This is a genomic window from Blautia liquoris (genome assembly GCF_015159595.1).
GTDB lineage: Bacteria > Bacillota > Clostridia > Lachnospirales > Lachnospiraceae > Novisyntrophococcus > Novisyntrophococcus liquoris.
Map to the genome: position 1 here is coordinate 428,047 of NZ_CP063304.1, position 14,302 is coordinate 442,348.

19 protein-coding genes and 1 pseudogene are annotated in these 14,302 nt (G+C 41.3%); all 20 read left to right on the forward strand.

The genetic code is table 11. The features are described 5' to 3' along the window. Positions 1–5 precede the first annotated feature (5 nt). Positions 6–191, forward strand: a complete 186-nt coding sequence (locus tag INP51_RS02020) for a type Z 30S ribosomal protein S14 (RefSeq protein WP_193736096.1) — start codon at positions 6–8, stop codon at positions 189–191. Positions 192–376: 185 nt separating this feature from the next. Then, the gene (gene rpsH, locus INP51_RS02025) at positions 377–778 is read left to right on the forward strand and encodes a 30S ribosomal protein S8 (protein WP_193736097.1); all 402 of its coding nucleotides are present in this window, start codon (positions 377–379) and stop codon (positions 776–778) included. 376 nt (positions 779–1,154) lie between these two features. After that, positions 1,155–1,694: a 50S ribosomal protein L6 gene (rplF, locus tag INP51_RS02030; RefSeq protein ID WP_193736098.1), complete on the forward strand. Its 540-nt coding sequence runs from the start codon at positions 1,155–1,157 to the stop codon at positions 1,692–1,694. Positions 1,695–1,711: 17 nt separating this feature from the next. Further along, positions 1,712–2,080 carry a 50S ribosomal protein L18 gene (gene rplR, locus INP51_RS02035; RefSeq protein ID WP_193736099.1) on the forward strand — a complete coding sequence of 123 codons (369 nt, stop codon included), beginning with the start codon at positions 1,712–1,714 and terminating at the stop codon, positions 2,078–2,080. A gap of 20 nt (positions 2,081–2,100) precedes the next feature. After that, positions 2,101–2,610, forward strand: a complete 510-nt coding sequence (gene rpsE, locus INP51_RS02040; RefSeq protein WP_193736100.1) for a 30S ribosomal protein S5 — start codon at positions 2,101–2,103, stop codon at positions 2,608–2,610. A 14-nt stretch (positions 2,611–2,624) separates the two neighbouring features. Beyond that, the gene (gene rpmD, locus INP51_RS02045) at positions 2,625–2,807 is read left to right on the forward strand and encodes a 50S ribosomal protein L30 (protein ID WP_193736101.1); all 183 of its coding nucleotides are present in this window, start codon (positions 2,625–2,627) and stop codon (positions 2,805–2,807) included. A 30-nt stretch (positions 2,808–2,837) separates the two neighbouring features. Continuing rightward, on the forward strand, positions 2,838–3,281 hold the full coding sequence (gene rplO / locus INP51_RS02050) for a 50S ribosomal protein L15 (protein WP_193736102.1): 444 nt from the start codon (positions 2,838–2,840) through the stop codon (positions 3,279–3,281). Then, complete coding sequence (secY, locus tag INP51_RS02055; RefSeq protein ID WP_193736103.1) at positions 3,281–4,597, forward strand: preprotein translocase subunit SecY; 1,317 nt, start codon at positions 3,281–3,283, stop codon at positions 4,595–4,597. The genes rplO and secY overlap by 1 nt, the downstream gene beginning before the upstream one ends. A 64-nt stretch (positions 4,598–4,661) precedes the next feature. Further along, positions 4,662–5,306 (forward strand): adenylate kinase, encoded by a 645-nt coding sequence (locus INP51_RS02060; protein WP_193736104.1) that lies wholly within the window; start codon positions 4,662–4,664, stop codon positions 5,304–5,306. A 4-nt stretch (positions 5,307–5,310) separates the two neighbouring features. After that, a complete protein-coding gene (map, locus tag INP51_RS02065) occupies positions 5,311–6,072 on the forward strand; it encodes a type I methionyl aminopeptidase (protein WP_193736105.1) in 762 nt (253 codons plus the stop codon). Between the two features lie 4 nt (positions 6,073–6,076). After that, on the forward strand, positions 6,077–6,340 hold the full coding sequence (locus tag INP51_RS02070; protein ID WP_193736106.1) for a KOW domain-containing RNA-binding protein: 264 nt from the start codon (positions 6,077–6,079) through the stop codon (positions 6,338–6,340). Between the two features lie 2 nt (positions 6,341–6,342). Next, on the forward strand, positions 6,343–6,561 hold the full coding sequence (gene infA, locus INP51_RS02075; RefSeq protein WP_193736107.1) for a translation initiation factor IF-1: 219 nt from the start codon (positions 6,343–6,345) through the stop codon (positions 6,559–6,561). Between the two features lie 360 nt (positions 6,562–6,921). Next, entirely contained in the window at positions 6,922–7,833 is a 912-nt protein-coding gene (locus INP51_RS02080) for an ABC transporter permease (protein WP_193736108.1), read from the forward strand. A 16-nt stretch (positions 7,834–7,849) separates the two neighbouring features. Further along, positions 7,850–8,932, forward strand: coding sequence for an ABC transporter permease (locus tag INP51_RS02085; protein WP_193736109.1), 1,083 nt, complete (start codon positions 7,850–7,852; stop codon positions 8,930–8,932). A 3-nt stretch (positions 8,933–8,935) separates the two neighbouring features. Next, a complete protein-coding gene (locus tag INP51_RS02090; protein WP_193736110.1) occupies positions 8,936–9,943 on the forward strand; it encodes an ABC transporter ATP-binding protein in 1,008 nt (335 codons plus the stop codon). Continuing rightward, positions 9,936–10,916, forward strand: coding sequence for an ABC transporter ATP-binding protein (locus tag INP51_RS02095; RefSeq protein ID WP_193736111.1), 981 nt, complete (start codon positions 9,936–9,938; stop codon positions 10,914–10,916). Before INP51_RS02090 ends, INP51_RS02095 begins: the two co-directional genes overlap by 8 nt. A 616-nt stretch (positions 10,917–11,532) precedes the next feature. Next, positions 11,533–12,804: pseudogene (locus INP51_RS02100) on the forward strand (peptide ABC transporter substrate-binding protein). 224 nt (positions 12,805–13,028) lie between these two features. Then, on the forward strand, positions 13,029–13,142 hold the full coding sequence (gene rpmJ, locus INP51_RS02105; RefSeq protein ID WP_193736112.1) for a 50S ribosomal protein L36: 114 nt from the start codon (positions 13,029–13,031) through the stop codon (positions 13,140–13,142). 365 nt (positions 13,143–13,507) lie between these two features. Then, complete coding sequence (gene rpsM / locus INP51_RS02110; protein WP_193736113.1) at positions 13,508–13,876, forward strand: 30S ribosomal protein S13; 369 nt, start codon at positions 13,508–13,510, stop codon at positions 13,874–13,876. A gap of 33 nt (positions 13,877–13,909) precedes the next feature. Then, positions 13,910–14,302 (forward strand): 30S ribosomal protein S11, encoded by a 393-nt coding sequence (gene rpsK, locus INP51_RS02115; protein ID WP_193736114.1) that lies wholly within the window; start codon positions 13,910–13,912, stop codon positions 14,300–14,302.

A 14,302-nucleotide genomic window follows, 5' to 3' on the forward strand; every position in this document is an offset into this window, starting at 1 on the left:
GAAATATGGCTAAAAAGTCAATGAAAATTAAACAGCAGCGTGCACCGAAATACTCTTCAAGAGCGTATAATCGCTGCAGAATATGTGGTCGTCCGCATGGATATTTAAGAAAATATGGAATCTGCAGAATTTGCTTCCGTGAGTTAGCATATAAGGGTCAGATCCCGGGAGTTAAAAAAGCGAGCTGGTGACCGAAAGCAACTTAGCGAAAGCAAGCCATAGGCGTTGAGCTTAATGCGAGGCTGTTCGTGAACCTTAACGAGTACGAAGTACGAGTTTAGTTGAACGAACCACCCTCTGTTCTCGATACCCCCTGGAGCATGAGCTTAGTTGAATGAACTCACCCGTCACGATAGATATAGAAGGAGGAAAAACAATGACAATGAGTGATCCTATTGCAGATATGCTTACAAGAATTCGTAATGCAAATACTGCAAAGCATGATACCGTAGATGTTCCGGCATCAAAGATGAAAATCGCTATTGCTGATATCCTTGTTGATGAAGGCTATATTGCCAAATATAACATTATTGATGAGGGAAGCTTTAAAACAATCCATATTGTGTTAAGATATGGTGCGGATAAAAATGAAAAGATTATTACAGGCTTAAAGAGAATTTCAAAGCCTGGACTTCGAGTATATGTTAACAAAGACCAACTTCCAAGAGTACTTGGTGGCCTGGGCATAGCAATTATTTCTACGAATAAAGGTGTCATCACAGATAAAGAAGCGAGAAAACAGAACGTCGGCGGAGAAGTACTTGCATTCGTGTGGTGACCGAAAGCAACTTAGCGATTGACGAGCCGGTAGGCGAAGACAGAGCTTAGTGCGAGGTCGTTCGCGAACCTTAACGAGTACAAAGTACGAGTTTAGTTGAGTGAACTTACCCGTGGAAAGCAACTTAGCGATTGACGAGCCGGTAGGCGAAGACAGAGCTTAGTGCGAGGTCGTTCGCGAACCTTAACGAGTACAAAGTGCGAGTTTAGTTGAGTGAACTCACCCGTGGAAAGCAACTTAGCGATTGACGAGCCGGTAGGCGAAGACAGAGCTTAGTGTGCTGTTGTTTATAAATTAGAAATACTGAAAACAGAAGAGGACGTTTTTTATAAGATCTTCCTCTTCCGAGAATTTAAGTTATAGGAGGAAATTTGGTATGTCACGTATTGGAAGACAGCCAGTTGTTGTTCCTGACGGCGTAACAGTCGAGATTAAAGAGAACAATGATGTAATAGTTAAAGGACCAAAAGGAACACTTGAGAGGTCCCTCCCAATTGAAATGGAAATTAAATTGGAAGATGGAAAGGTAATTGTTACCAGACCAAATGATCAAAAAAAGATGAAATCATTACACGGCTTGACCAGAACACTGATTTCAAACATGGTTATCGGTGTGAAAGATGGCTTTGAGAAGACTCTTGAGGTTAACGGTGTAGGTTATAGAGCTGCAAAACAGGGCAAGAAACTTGTACTAACATTAGGCTACTCTCATCCGGTAGAAATGAATGATCCAGAGGGATTGGAATCCATTGTAGACGGAAATAAAATTACCATAAAGGGAACCGACAAAGAAAAAGTAGGCCAATACGCTGCTGAAATCAGAGACAAGAGAAGACCCGAACCTTACAAGGGCAAGGGAATCAAGTATACTGATGAAGTGATCAGACGTAAAGTTGGTAAAACTGGTAAGAAATAAATAAGGAGAGTGTGGAAATGATTAATAAAGTATCAAGAACGCAAGTTCGCCAGAAAAAGCATAGAAGAATGCGTAATCATATCGCTGGTACCGCTGCTAAGCCACGTCTTTGTGTGTTTAGAAGCAACAATCATATGTATGCTCAGATTATTGATGATACAGTTGGAAGTACTTTGGTTTCCGCTTCTACTCTTCAGAAAGACGTAAAAGCAGAATTAGAGAAAACCAATGATGTCAAAGCAGCAGCATATCTCGGCAGTGTAATAGGAAAAAAAGCGGTTGATGCAGGTATCACTGAAGTCGTTTTCGACAGAGGCGGTTTCATATATCAGGGTAAAGTTCAGGCATTAGCAGATGGAGCCCGCGAGGCAGGTCTGAAATTCTAGGAAAGGAAGGAAAAGAACACATGAGACATACAATCATTGATGCCAGCCAGTTAGAACTGGAAGAGAAAGTCGTATCTATCAAACGTGTTACCAAGGTTGTTAAAGGTGGTCGTAACTTCCGTTTTACTGCTTTAGTAGTAGTTGGTGACCACAACGGACATGTTGGCGCAGGTCTTGGAAAGGCAGCAGAAATTCCGGAAGCAATTCGCAAGGGAAAAGAAGATGCCACTAAGAAGTTGATCACTGTTGCTACAGATGAGTACAATAGTATCACACATGATGTTATCGGAAAATACGGCAGTTCCAACGTACTGCTTAAGAGAGCTCCCGATGGTACTGGAGTAATTGCAGGAGGACCTACACGTGCCGTAATAGAGATGGCCGGAATTAAGAATATTCGTACAAAGTCTTTAGGCTCGAATAACAAGCAAAATGTAGTTTTAGCGGCAATTGAAGGACTTAGTCAGTTAAAGACACCTGAAGAGGTAGCTAAACTCCGTGGAAAATCAGTTGATGAGATTCTGGCTTAAAGGAGGACGAAAAAATGGCAGATAAATTAAAAATAACCTTAGTAAAGTCTACGATTGGTGCAATACCAAAGCATAAAAAGACTGTAGAAGCGCTGGGACTTAGAAAACTTAACAAGACAGTTGAGATGCCAGATAATCCTGCCGTACGCGGTATGATTCATCAGGTAAGCCATCTGGTTAAAGTAGAAGAGGCTTAAACGTTTAGAATTATAGAAGGAGGTACCATAATGGACTTATCAAATTTACAGCCTGCCGAAGGTTCCAGACAGAGCAATATGTTCCGAAAAGGCCGTGGACATGGATCGGGTAACGGAAAAACAGCCGGCAAGGGACATAAAGGGCAGAAAGCCCGTTCGGGAAAAGGACCGAGACCAGGCTTTGAAGGCGGACAGATGCCGTTGTACAGACGTCTTCCCAAGAGAGGATTTAAGAACATAAACTCTAAGGAGATTGTCGGCATTAATGTCAGCGCTTTAGATCGTTTCGAAGATGGCGCAGAAGTAACTGTAGCTTCATTAGTTGAGAGTGGGATTGTGACCAATCCAAAAGATGGAGTTAAGATCTTAGGTAGTGGTGAAATTTCCAGGAAACTGACAGTGAAAGTGAATGCCTTTAGTGAAAGCGCAAAAGCTAAGATTGAGGCAGCAGGTGGAACAGCCGAGGTGATCTAATGTTTAAAACATTAAGAAACGCATTTAAGATCAAGGAAATTCGAAAAAAAATATTTTATGTTTTAATGATGTTGGTTGTGATCCGTTTCGGGTCACAACTTCCAGTACCCGGTGTTAATACTGCTTTCTTTGCTGATTTTTTTAAGAATAACAGTAATGAAGCCTTCAGTTTTCTGAATGCATTTACAGGAGGAGGATTTGATAATTTTTCAATCTTTGCACTCAGTATTACACCTTATATTACATCCTCTATCATTATACAGCTTCTGACGATTGCCATCCCGAGCCTGGAAGAGATGCAAAGGGATGGAGAAGATGGAAGAAAAAAGATTACAGCACTTACGCGTTACGTTACAGTAGGGCTTGCTTTATTCGAATCGGTAGCTATGGCTGTCGGTTTTGGGAACAAAGGACTTCTGAATGATATGACGTTAATTAACGTAATTGTTGCCGTTGCATCTCTTACAGCCGGTTCAGCTTTCCTGATGTGGGCAGGAGAACAGATCAATGACAAAGGGGTCGGAAATGGTATCTCCATGGTCCTGCTTATTAATATCTTATCGCGAATACCGACAGATATGGTGACTTTGTTTAATAAGTTTATCAAAGGTAAAACTATTGCAAAAGGTGTTTTGGCAGGAGTTATTATATTCTTGATTATTCTTGTACTCACTGTTTTCGTTTTAGTGTTAAATGGTGCAGAGCGAAGGATTCCTGTCCAGTATTCTAAGAAAATGCAGGGAAGAAGAATGGTAGGCGGTCAGTCTTCCAATATTCCTCTGAAAGTCAATACAGCAGGAGTTATGCCAATTATCTTCACATCGTCAATTATGTCTTTCCCTGGAATTATCGCATCTTTTATCGGAAAAGCAAATGTAGGCGGATGGGGCGGAAAAGTTTTGGGTGTACTCAACTCCGCGAATTGGTTCAAAAAAGATAATATGTTTAATACGATTGGATTGATTCTCTATGTTGTATTAGTGATATTCTTTGCTTACTTTTATACTTCAATTACTTTTAATCCATTGGAAGTTGCAGATAACATGAAAAAACAAGGCGGTTTTATACCAGGCATTCGTCCGGGGAAAGCTACTGTCGAATATTTGAATTCAATCTTGAATTATGTTATTTTTATAGGTGCTGCAGGGCTTACAATTGTAGCAATCATACCGTTTTTCTTTAACGGCATGTTTAATGCAACCGTTTCCTTTGGCGGAACATCCCTTATTATTATAGTATCTGTCATACTGGAGACATTAAAACAGGTTGAATCTATGATGCAGGTTCGTAATTATAAAGGATTTTTGAACGATTAAGAACGTTTACATTGGGCTGTGGCGTGTAATTCCGTCATAGCCTTTATGGGATTGGAGATGAAAGATGAAGATCATTATGTTAGGTGCACCGGGTGCCGGAAAAGGAACTCAGGCTGAAAAAATAGCGGATCGATATCATATACCACATATCTCAACAGGGGACATATTCCGTGCGAATATCAGTGAGGGGACGGAACTTGGTAAAAAAGTAAAAAAGTATATTGATCAGGGACAGCTGGTTCCGGACGAACTGACTTGCGATTTGGTCGTGGACCGTATTTCAAAATCTGATGCGGCAAATGGTTATGTATTGGATGGATTTCCGAGAACAATTCCACAGGCAAAAACCCTCACGGACGCTATGGATGAGCGAAATGAAAAAATTGATTATGCAATCAGTGTAGAAGTGCCTGATAAGGACATCATAGAACGTATGTCAGGACGCAGAGTATGTCCCGGATGTGGTGCCACATATCATATCAAACATCAGCCGCCAAAGCAGGAAGGGATCTGCGATAAATGTAAAAAAGAGCTGGCGATGAGAGATGACGATCAGCCGGAAACTGTGAAAAAACGACTGAAAGTTTATCATGAACAGACCAGTCCGCTGATTGACTTCTATCGCACTCAGGATGTTTTATATCAAGTTGATGGTACAACTGGTATTGAAACGGTATTTTGCGATATAATGAAAATATTAGGAGTATAAAGCGATGTCTGTATCTATTAAAAATGCCAGGGAAATTGAGCTGATGAGATATGCGGGACATCTGTTGGAAAAGGTCCATGACGAACTGGGTCAGGCTATTAAGCCGGGAATGTCAACCTGGGATATTGATCATCTAGGTGAAGAGATTATCCGCAGTTTTGGATGTACACCGAACTTCCTTAATTATGAAGGATATCCTGCATCTATTTGTGTATCAGTCAATCAAGAAGTTGTACATGGGATTCCAAAAAAGAATCGCATCTTAAAAGAAGGCGATATCGTAAGTCTTGATGCTGGCCTTATCTACAAAGGATATCATTCCGATGCCGCACGTACACATGCAGTAGGAGAGATCAGCGATGAGGCAGAAAAACTCATACAAGTTACAGAACAAAGCTTTTTCGAAGGAATCAGGATGGCAAAAGCAGGGAATCACTTGCATCAGATATCGGCAGCAATTGGTAATTACGCAGAAAGCTTTGGATACGGTGTTGTTCGAGATCTTACAGGTCATGGAATCGGTACACATCTTCATGAAGACCCGATGATTCCGAACTTTGCATGTAAGAGCCGTGGAATTCGTCTGCAGCCGGGCATGACACTTGCAATTGAACCTATGATAACACAGGAAAGTCCTGAAATTTACTGGTTGGATGATGACTGGACAGTTGTCACAGCAGATGGAAAACTCTCAGCACATTATGAGAATACAATTCTGATTACTGAGGATGAGCCTGAGATCCTGACTTTGACACACGTGAGGTGAGGCCATGAGAGATCCCAGCGTTGGCATGTTTGCAAGAAGCCTTGCAGGACATGATAAAGGAAGACTATATATTATCATTAAAACAGACGATGAGTATCTTTATCTGGCAGATGGAAAAAACCATACTGTGCTTCGTCCAAAGAAAAAGAAAAGAAAACACATCCAACATGAATCAGAGCTGTCTGAGATTATAGGTGAGAGGATTGCAGCAAAAAGCCCAATCCTTGATGAAGATATTATCAAAGCAATGAAAACCAAGGAGGTTTAAGAATGTCAAAATCAGATGCAATTGAAGTGGAAGGCAAAGTGCTCGAGAAACTTCCCAATGCTATGTTCAAAGTAGAACTGGAGAATAAGCATGTTGTCCTTGCTCACATCAGTGGAAAACTCCGTATGAATTATATCCGTATCCTTCCGGGAGACAAAGTGACCATTGAGCTGTCACCGTATGACCTGGATAAAGGACGTATTATCTGGAGAGATAAATAATTTAAAGCCTTTAGACGATTCATCAACTTATCGGAAGGAAAGCAAATGCCTTCATAAGCCGCTTGCTTTCCTTCCGATAAGTTATACATACTGTTATGAAGGCGTTGTATACCTCTATGGTATGATTTGTCAGGATTCCTTGACAAAAATAGATTGACGTATAGAAGCAAAAAGGCTATAATAGAGTTTGTTGACCGGAATCAAGAGCATAATTAATTTGGCTTCATGAGACGTTTTTCATACTTTTTAGGGTGTGAATCATAATCAGAAAACTGAAAATCCAAGGGATTGGATTTTTTTTTAAATTCATATGTCCATCTAGTAAAGACAAATGTATAAAAAAGAAAAGGAGTAGTACCAATGACGAAGTATGTGGGTAAGAGAATTGTTCTTGCTTTGGTCACGTTGTTTATCGTATGTGGTATCACGTTTTTTGCGATGAATGCCATTCCCGGCGGGCCATTCGACGGAGAAAAAGCCATTTCACCTGAAGTGAAGGCAGAGATGGAAAAGAGATTTAACCTTGATAAACCGGTTTCTCAGCAATTTATAATTTACATGAAGAACATATTACACGGCGATTTTGGTGTATCAGCGAAAACAGGTCGTGATATAGGAAAAACGATATCAACTTCCTTTAAAGTATCGGCTAAACTGGGTGCGATGGCAATTATAACTGCTGTTGTTTTTGGGGTGATTCTTGGGAGTAGTGCTGCTCTTACAAGAAATCATTTACCGGACAGGCTGATTATATTTTTATCTACATTAATATCTGCACTGCCAAGCTTTGTATTGGCATCACTATTACTTCTGGCTTTTTGTATTAAGTTAAAATGGATACCAGTATGGAATCCGAAAAATCCAAATTATATATTACCGGTTATTTCACTTGCGGCTTATCCGATGGCCTATATCACCAGGCTGACAAAAACCAGTATGTTGGATGCTATGGGACAAGATTATGTCCGCACAGCAAAGGCAAAAGGGGTTGCAAGTTGGAAGGTTTTGTTTAAACATGCGCTGCGTAATGCGCTAATTCCTGTTGTCACTTATGTGGGACCTATGATTGCTTCGATTTTAACCGGAAGCCTTGTTATTGAGAAAATTTTTACAATTGGCGGTTTGGGGTCGAAATTTGTTGACAGTATTACGAATCGAGATTATCCATTAATTATGGGTGTGACAATATTTTTGGCGGTTTTGATGGTAACAATGAATCTGATTACAGATATCGTATACAAAATCATTGATCCGAGAATCAACTTGGATTAGGGAAGGAAAACAAAAGATGGACAACACAAATAATAATATAGATCAAATGCCTAAAAAATCTCCATTTAGTATGCAGATTGATTTACAGAAGTTTGAAAAAGCTACGGATGAAGAAAAACACCAGCAGGAAGTAATGAGCAATTCGTCCTCTTTCTTCAAAGATGGGATGAAAAGACTCAAAAAAAATCCTCTTGCGATGGGAAGCATCATTGTGCTGATTCTAATTGTACTTATGATCATCATCACGCCTCACGTTATTCCTTATCAGTATTCACAGATTATCACTGTTGACGGTGTACGTGATAAGTCTGCATCTAATATGGCACCTTTAAAGCATTCAGACTTGGAAAAAGAATACATTAAAAAGGGAGGAAAGGTATTTCCTCACTTGATGGGTACTGACGAACTGGGTCGTGATTATTTTGTGCGTGTCGTTTACGGCACCAGAATTTCTCTGACTGTCGGGATCATTGCAAGTATTCTGGTTCTGCTGATAGGAGTTCTATATGGAAGTATTTCAGGATACTTCGGCGGAAGAGTGGATATGGTTATGATGCGTATCGTAGATGTGATTTATTCGGTCCCTGATTTATTGATGATCATACTGCTTTCTGTAGTACTCAATGAAATTCTGGATGTAAACAGTTTTCCATTTATGCAAAAATTGGGTACAAACATGATATCCCTCTTTATAGTATTTGGATTGTTGTACTGGGTAGGTATGGCACGGCTTGTACGAGGACAGATACTCACGGTAAAGGAGAATGAATATGTTCTTGCAGCGCAGGTCAGTGGGGCAAAATCAGGAAGGATTATACGAAAACATATTCTTCCAAATTGTATCAGCGTTATTATTATATCGGCAGCACTACAGATTCCATCCGCTATATTTACAGAGAGTTTCTTGAGCTTTATTGGACTCGGAGTAAAATCGCCGATGCCATCACTTGGCTCTCTGGCAAATGAGGCAAGAGCAGGACTTACCACTTATTCCTATAAACTAATTTTCCCGGCAATTATGATTGCCCTGATTACTTTGGCATTCAATTTGCTTGGTGATGGTCTGCGCGACGCATTTGATCCAAAATTGAGGAGGTAAAAAATGAATGAACATATATTATCTGTAAAAGATCTGCACACCTCCTTTACAACAGAAAAGGGAGAAGTCAAAGCTGTAAATGGTGTATCCTTTGATCTCGATAAAGGAAAGATTCTGGGTATTGTTGGTGAATCTGGATCTGGAAAGAGTGTCACTGCCTATTCCGTTATGCGGATTCTTGAGGCAAATGGGAAGATTGACAGTGGAGAAGTGTTATATAAAGGACAAGATATTACAAAATTTTCTGAAAAACAGATGAGGGACTTTCGCGGAAAATGCTGCTCCATTATTTTTCAGGATCCCATGACCAGCTTGAATCCGGTATTTACTGTAGGAAACCAGTTGAAAGAGGCGATTGAGCTACACACATCCAGAAAAGGAAAAGAAGCTGAAAACAGAGCTGTAGAAATGCTTACTCTGGTAGGGGTCAATGAACCAGAGAAACGTATAAAACAATATCCTTTTGAATTTTCAGGCGGTATGAGACAGAGAGTTATGATCGCTATGGCTCTTGCCTGTGAACCGGACATTTTGATTGCTGATGAACCTACTACGGCATTGGATGTTACGATTCAGGCTCAGATTCTGGAACTCATGCAGGATCTTCAGAAAAAGATGGGTATGGCGATTATCATGGTCACCCATGACCTCGGGGTCATCGCTGATATGTGTGATGAGATCATTGTGATGTACGGTGGACGTGTATGCGAACGTGGTACAGCGGAGGATATTTTCTATCGCCCTTCCCATGAGTATACAAAAGGGCTTCTAAGTTCTATCCCTGATGTAGAGAAAATCGGAGAAAAACTTCACCCAATTCCCGGAACCCCAATTAACCTGCTGAACATGCCCAAGGGCTGTGCATTCTGTCCGAGGTGTGAGAGTGCAATGAAGATCTGCTTGAACGAGCAGCCGCCGGAGATGCAGCTTCCGGACGGACATTATGCTTCCTGTTGGCTAAATATAAAAAAAGCGATGGAAGCGAAGGAGGGAGCCGCTCAACATGAATAAAGATTATATACCAAATAAAGATAATCTGATTGAAGTTAGTAATCTGAAGCAGTACTTTCCGATAAAAGTAGGATTCGCGAAAAAAGTTCCGCTTAAGGCAGTAGACGGCGTATCATTTGCGATAAAGCCAGGAGAGACACTGGGTCTTGTCGGAGAGTCCGGATGCGGAAAGACAACTGCAGGCAGATCTCTGCTCAGGTTGTATGCGCCCACTGATGGTGATGTGTTTTTTAACGGAGAGAGGGTTGATGAGAAGAGCATAGGGCATATGCGTAAAGATATGCAGATGGTTTTCCAGGATCCGTATTCTTCTTTAAATCCCCGAATGACGGTAGAAGATATTATCGGTGAACCACTGGATGTCCATAAGATGTATCATTCTAAAGGTGAGCGAAGAGACAGAATTTTGGAACTCATGGAGCTTGTGGGACTGAATGCTGAACATGCAACAAGATATGCTCATGAGTTTTCCGGTGGTCAGAGACAGAGAATCGGAATCGCAAGGGCTCTGGCTACGAACCCAAAGTTTATCGTCTGCGACGAAGCGGTCAGTGCACTGGATGTATCCATTCAGGCGCAGGTAATCAATATGTTTGATGAACTGCAGAAAAAACTTGGTGTAGCATACCTTTTTATTGCCCATGATCTGCTGGTTGTTCATCACATCTCAGATCGTATCGCGGTTATGTATCTGGGGAGAATTGTGGAGATGTCAGATGCAGATGAACTGAATGAGAATCCGATTCATCCGTATACACAGTCACTGCTCTCAGCGGTTCCTTACCCAGATCCCAGGAAAGCAAAAGAACGTCACAGAATTATTCTGGAGGGTGATGTCCCAAGCCCCCTGCATATGCCTACAGGATGCGCTTTTCGTACCAGATGCAAATATGCGACTGAACAGTGTGCGAAGGAATGCCCACAGCTGACCGAGCGCGGCGATGGACATCAGGTAGCATGTTGGAACAAGTAAAGTTCAACTAGGTGAAATTATGACTTTCCTTTTTGGAAGAATTAAGGTATAATCATCTAATATAGACCTTAAAAAATTGCTTTTAAGGCGAATAAAGGAGGAGATTTTTATGAAAAAGCGTATCATAGCAGTGTTACTTGCCACAACTATGGTTCTTGGATCTGCCATGGCAGGATGCGGAAATTCGAATGGAGAAAGTTCCAAATCTTCGGCCAGCAAATCGGAGAATAGCAAATCGGAGGATAGCTCCGCTGGCAGTACGTCGGCTGTTTCTGAAGAACACGGACCATCTAGCGAAGCTGCACCGGCCTGGGATAAGTTTGACAAGCTTATTCATGATATCAGAAGAGAAGTAGATCCGGCTAAACGTGAATCAATGATGCACGAAGCAGAGGATATGCTGATGGATACATGGACGGCAATCCCGTTGTATTATTACAATAAAAACTATTTGCAGAGTACAGATGTCACAGGAGTATATGCCAACTTGTTTGGATATAAGTTTTTCCAGTATGCACAGGCACCAGACAATAAACTGTCAATGAACCTCGGACCGGAACCCGCTAAGTTGGATCCTGCGCTGAACTCTGCAGTTGATGGGGCAATTCTCTCAATCATGGGATTTTCCGGACTGTATACTTTTAACGACAAGGGTGAGCATGTTCCGGATCTGGCGGAGGACTATGAAATGTCAGAAGACGGACTTACCTATACATTCACAGTCAGAGACGGCCTGAAATGGTCGAATGGTGATCCGCTGAACGCAAAAGACTTTGAGTATAGCTGGAACCGTCTCGCAGATCCTAAAACAGGAGCGGACTATTCCTATCTGACAGATATTATTAATAAGAAAGATGACGGCAAGCTCGATATAGAAGCTTCGGAAGACGGAAAGACCTTTACCGTTAAACTTGTCGCTCCCTGTCCGTATTTTCTCGACCTGGCTGCATTCCCGGCATTCTTCGCTGTACCGCAGAAGAGTGTTGAAGCTGCAGAAGGAGCGGATTCAAACCCGGGTGCATGGGCTTTGGAAGCAGGGTTTGTTGGTTCGGGACCATTCCTCTTAAAAGAATGGAAACATAATGAATCTATGTTATATGTGAAGAATCCAAATTACTATAATGCAGATAAGGTATCTATTGAGGAGATTCAGCTTATGTTGAGTGATGATCATACAGCGATCTTTAATGCGTTCAAAGATGGATCCCTGAATTATGCCGATGTAATTCCGACAGATGAGATGAAGAATGTCAAAGATACACCGTAGTATCATGTGATTCCGAATCTCGGAACCTATTACTGTGCATTCAATGTAAACAGCGATTTGTTTAAAGGCAAAACAGTTCAGCAAGCAGCCGATATGAGGCATGCGATGTCCTTACTGATTGATCGCCAATATATCGTTGATACTGTTGCACAGGCGGATCAGGAGCTTGCGAATACCTTTGTTCCTGCAGCTATGGAAGACGGTAGTGGCGAAGAATTCCGCAAGAACGATGATGATTACACATATCCGGACAAAGAAAATGTAGGATACTACGATCCGAATAAGGTCGATGTTAAAGGTGCTATCGAACTTCTCAAGAAGGCAGGTTTCGAATTCGACGGAGAGATGTTATCCTCCAGCACACCGATCAATATGACCTATGCGGTCAATGAAGGATCTGGAAATGTTAAGATCGCAGAAGCAATTCAGCAGGATCTTGCTCAGATCGGAATTAATGTAGACGTTGAAACAAAAGAGTGGTCTGTATTCCAGGAAGAAAGAAAGAATGGTGTCTATGACTTCCAGCGTGAAGGATGGATCGCAGATTACAATGATCCCATTAATATGCTTGAGATCTTTGAATCCACATCCGGTAATAACAACAGTCAGCTTGGTAAATAGACAACAGATTGCCAGATAAATATCTCTTAAAAAAACAGGGCTGCCCGGCCGAATCTTACTGACTCGGTTCGGACAGTCCGCTTTTGTAAAAATGTACTTGCAATCCTTGAATTTCAATGATATAATATAAAGCGATCTTTTGTGCGCATTTTTGGACTAACCCGCCAGAAAACGTATTGAAAGAACGAAACTTATTTGTTTTATTTAAGAAAGGAGGATTCATCATGAAAGTGAGATCTTCAGTAAAGCCAATGTGTGAGAAGTGCAAAGTGATCAGAAGAAAAGGCAAAGTAAGAATCATTTGTGAGAATCCAAAACACAAACAACGTCAGGGATGACCGGAAGTACTTAATAAAAACGAGCCTAGTGGCGAAGTTTGAGTTTAGTACGAGGTCGTTCGTGAACCTTAACGAGCATAAAATGCGAGTTTAGTTGAACGAACATCCTTGAAACAATTATTAAGTGCGGCTGCAGTTGACTCACCAGGAGGTGTTGTCGACTGATAATATTATAAAGTAAGACATGATTAAAATAATTGTAATCATGACACCCCGGTGGATGCATATAGTATCCCCTTATAATATTGCTTAATACTCTTTTACATTCATTTTGTGCGAAAGAGAACGGTCGTGTGAGGCGCGGCTGGATACAGATGTATCGTATCCCAATTAGGAAAATATTAGTATAATGGAGGAAAACGTACATGGCTCGTATAGCTGGTGTAGATTTACCAAGAGACAAACGTGTTGAGATCGGCCTGACTTATATCTATGGTATAGGCAGAAGCAGTGCCGACAGAATTTTAAAAGAAGCTGGGGTGGATCCGGATATCCGCTGCAGAGACCTTACAGATGACGATGTTAAAAAGATCAGTGATGTCATCGATGGGACTCAGACAGTAGAAGGTGATTTGCGTCGTGAAGTTGCTATGAATATCAAACGACTTCAGGAAATCGGATGCTATCGTGGAATCCGCCATAGAAAAGGACTTCCGGTTCGTGGGCAGAAAACTAAGACAAATGCCAGAACCCGTAAAGGACCAAAGAGAACAATTGCGAACAAGAAGAAATAACAAGTAAATAGAAAGCGTAGGTTAGTTTTTATTATGGCAAAAGTGACAAAGAAATCGACAAAACGTCGTGTCAAGAAAAACGTTGAACGCGGACAGGCACATATCCAGTCATCATTCAATAATACGATTGTTACACTGACTGATACAGCTGGGAATGCTCTTTCATGGGCAAGTGCAGGTGGTCTGGGATTTAGAGGTTCAAGAAAATCTACTCCTTATGCAGCCCAGATGGCAGCAGAAACTGCAACAAAGGCAGCATTGGTACATGGATTGAAAACTGTAGATGTGTTCGTAAAAGGACCTGGTTCAGGACGCGAAGCAGCAATTCGTGCATTACAGGCGAATGGTCTGGAAGTCACCAGTATCTGTGACGTTACACCTGTACCGCACAATGGTTGTCGCCCACCAAAACGTAGAAGAGTCTAA

What these genes read in the sequence shown, in the direction of transcription:
- INP51_RS02020 (WP_193736096.1), top strand. Translation starts at nt 6, where the DNA reads ATGGCTAAAAAGTCAATGAAAATTAAACAGCAGCGTGCACCGAAATAC.
- INP51_RS02085 (WP_193736109.1), top strand. Translation starts at nt 7,850, where the DNA reads ATGGACAACACAAATAATAATATAGATCAAATGCCTAAAAAATCTCCA.
- rpsE (WP_193736100.1), top strand. Translation starts at nt 2,101, where the DNA reads ATGAGACATACAATCATTGATGCCAGCCAGTTAGAACTGGAAGAGAAA.
- rplF (WP_193736098.1), top strand. Translation starts at nt 1,155, where the DNA reads ATGTCACGTATTGGAAGACAGCCAGTTGTTGTTCCTGACGGCGTAACA.
- rpmD (WP_193736101.1), top strand. Translation starts at nt 2,625, where the DNA reads ATGGCAGATAAATTAAAAATAACCTTAGTAAAGTCTACGATTGGTGCA.
- INP51_RS02060 (WP_193736104.1), top strand. Translation starts at nt 4,662, where the DNA reads ATGAAGATCATTATGTTAGGTGCACCGGGTGCCGGAAAAGGAACTCAG.
- rpmJ (WP_193736112.1), top strand. Translation starts at nt 13,029, where the DNA reads ATGAAAGTGAGATCTTCAGTAAAGCCAATGTGTGAGAAGTGCAAAGTG.
- secY (WP_193736103.1), top strand. Translation starts at nt 3,281, where the DNA reads ATGTTTAAAACATTAAGAAACGCATTTAAGATCAAGGAAATTCGAAAA.
- infA (WP_193736107.1), top strand. Translation starts at nt 6,343, where the DNA reads ATGTCAAAATCAGATGCAATTGAAGTGGAAGGCAAAGTGCTCGAGAAA.
- rplR (WP_193736099.1), top strand. Translation starts at nt 1,712, where the DNA reads ATGATTAATAAAGTATCAAGAACGCAAGTTCGCCAGAAAAAGCATAGA.
- rpsM (WP_193736113.1), top strand. Translation starts at nt 13,508, where the DNA reads ATGGCTCGTATAGCTGGTGTAGATTTACCAAGAGACAAACGTGTTGAG.
- INP51_RS02090 (WP_193736110.1), top strand. Translation starts at nt 8,936, where the DNA reads ATGAATGAACATATATTATCTGTAAAAGATCTGCACACCTCCTTTACA.
- rpsK (WP_193736114.1), top strand. Translation starts at nt 13,910, where the DNA reads ATGGCAAAAGTGACAAAGAAATCGACAAAACGTCGTGTCAAGAAAAAC.
- map (WP_193736105.1), top strand. Translation starts at nt 5,311, where the DNA reads ATGTCTGTATCTATTAAAAATGCCAGGGAAATTGAGCTGATGAGATAT.
- rpsH (WP_193736097.1), top strand. Translation starts at nt 377, where the DNA reads ATGACAATGAGTGATCCTATTGCAGATATGCTTACAAGAATTCGTAAT.
- INP51_RS02080 (WP_193736108.1), top strand. Translation starts at nt 6,922, where the DNA reads ATGACGAAGTATGTGGGTAAGAGAATTGTTCTTGCTTTGGTCACGTTG.
- INP51_RS02095 (WP_193736111.1), top strand. Translation starts at nt 9,936, where the DNA reads ATGAATAAAGATTATATACCAAATAAAGATAATCTGATTGAAGTTAGT.
- INP51_RS02070 (WP_193736106.1), top strand. Translation starts at nt 6,077, where the DNA reads ATGAGAGATCCCAGCGTTGGCATGTTTGCAAGAAGCCTTGCAGGACAT.
- rplO (WP_193736102.1), top strand. Translation starts at nt 2,838, where the DNA reads ATGGACTTATCAAATTTACAGCCTGCCGAAGGTTCCAGACAGAGCAAT.